The following is a 1640-nucleotide window of genomic DNA, read 5'->3' as shown; positions in this document are numbered from 1 at the left end:
TTTCAGTTGCGCAATTTGTACATTCTTTTGATTGGATGGTTTTTCATCACTGAAATGCCACTGCCCATGTTCGTCTTGCCAACGATAATATTCTAGAGAGCTCTTTGTCTCGGAAGCATTGTTCACCTGAGACTCTTTAGGTTCATCTGTGTAGATGCCACCAGAGCTAGGTGTAATGGCGCTTATTAGTTTGTCTGGCATTTCTTTAATATTGAGAAAGTCACCACCGGCTTGATAGTCTGCATAAAACGGTAAACTTAGTGCACCCACTAAAATAATGACAGAAAACAAGCGATACACCCATTTCACAGAATAGTCTCCAACATCTTTTTCAAAGAAGGCTCTGACCAGTTAACGCGGCTACCTAGTCTCAAATTCTCCTTAAGTGTAGCTGTTAATTCTTCGGATTCTGGCGCAATCTCTAATCTGAGCTGACATAACTGGCCTTGGTAGGCTTTTTCTGCTGCAAGCTCCGCATCGAGATAGTGCTGTTTTAAAGATGAGTTGCCATAGTGATTAGCCCGTTGACGGAGCTGCCGCGTAGGCTTAATTAAATCGAAATAGTAATCTTGTTGAATTTTAAGAATTTGCTCTGCTTGAGATCCCAATCTTTTTTTCTGTTTTGATGACCAAAGTGCAAACAGACATAAATTGATATCCAGATCCTTATGATCTTGAGCGTGCATTAGTATGTTCTTAATGTCTTCTTGCTTCCAAAGCATTATTGAAAACTGCCAGAAGTGTTCAGCATTATTATCTTTGTTCATAATCTAGAGCGTCAATGCGTTGATGTACGCGCTATTATCCGCTACCTTGCGCGGCGAGTTCTACCTGAAGTGATGATTCATGCTTAAGATTACTGAAATGACACTGCGTCGAGGCCCTGAGCCGCTGCTTGAAAACGCAGACGCCAACATAGCGGATGGACAACGCGTTGCGATTGTTGGGGCGAATGGCGCGGGTAAAACGAGTTTATTCAAACTTCTGTTGGGTGAATTGTCGACGGATGCAGGTGCTTACCATTTACCCGGTAATTGTCGCATTGCGCATATGGCGCAAGAAGTCGAAAGTTCCGAGCGTTCGGCGCTTGACTATGTCATGGATGGACACCATGTTTTTCGCCGCTTGCAAGAACGCCTGGAGCTCGCGCAAGAGCAAGAAGACAATCATGTTATTGCTAACATCCATGGTGAACTCGAATCGATCAATGCCTATCAAATACCCGTTGATGCCAAAAAACTCTTACACGGATTAGGATTTTCAGAAAGCGAGTTATATTCGCCCGTTGCAAGCTTCTCTGGTGGTTGGCGTATTCGACTGAATTTGGCACAAGCACTAATGTGCCCATCCGATTTACTGTTGTTAGATGAACCAACTAACCACTTGGATCTTGACGCCATGCTTTGGCTCGAGCAATGGCTGAAGCGCTATCAAGGCACACTTCTATTTATCTCGCACGATAGGGATTTCATCGATGCAGTAGCAACGAGTATCTTGCACTTTGAGCATCGTCAGTTACATCAATATACCGGTACTTATTCAGACTTCGAGCGACTAAGAGCCGAGAAGCTAGCGCTACAGCAGTCACAATATGCCAAGCAACAGCAGCGTATTTCTGAGATTCAGTCATTTGTAAGTCG

General features: G+C 43.9%; 3 protein-coding genes. 1 reads left to right on the top strand and 2 read right to left on the bottom strand.

Annotated elements, in window-relative coordinates; genetic code table 11:
- A partial coding sequence (locus tag A3738_RS14170) for a DUF4124 domain-containing protein (protein ID WP_156504261.1) occupies positions 1-309 on the bottom strand: 309 nt, incomplete at its 3' end.
- Complete coding sequence (locus A3738_RS14165) at positions 306-767, bottom strand: DUF2390 domain-containing protein (RefSeq protein WP_068483426.1); 462 nt, start codon at positions 765-767, stop codon at positions 306-308. The genes A3738_RS14165 and A3738_RS14170, both read right to left, overlap by 4 nt.
- A gap of 79 nt (positions 768-846) precedes the next feature.
- Here A3738_RS14165 and A3738_RS14160 point away from each other — a divergent pair.
- The coding region (locus A3738_RS14160) for an ABC-F family ATP-binding cassette domain-containing protein (RefSeq protein ID WP_156504260.1) at positions 847-1640 on the top strand (794 nt) is incomplete at its 3' end.

The organism is Oleiphilus sp. HI0066 (genome assembly GCF_001635725.1).
Note: the sequence above shows the minus strand (reverse complement) of the source record. Positions and strands in the feature narration are given on the sequence as shown.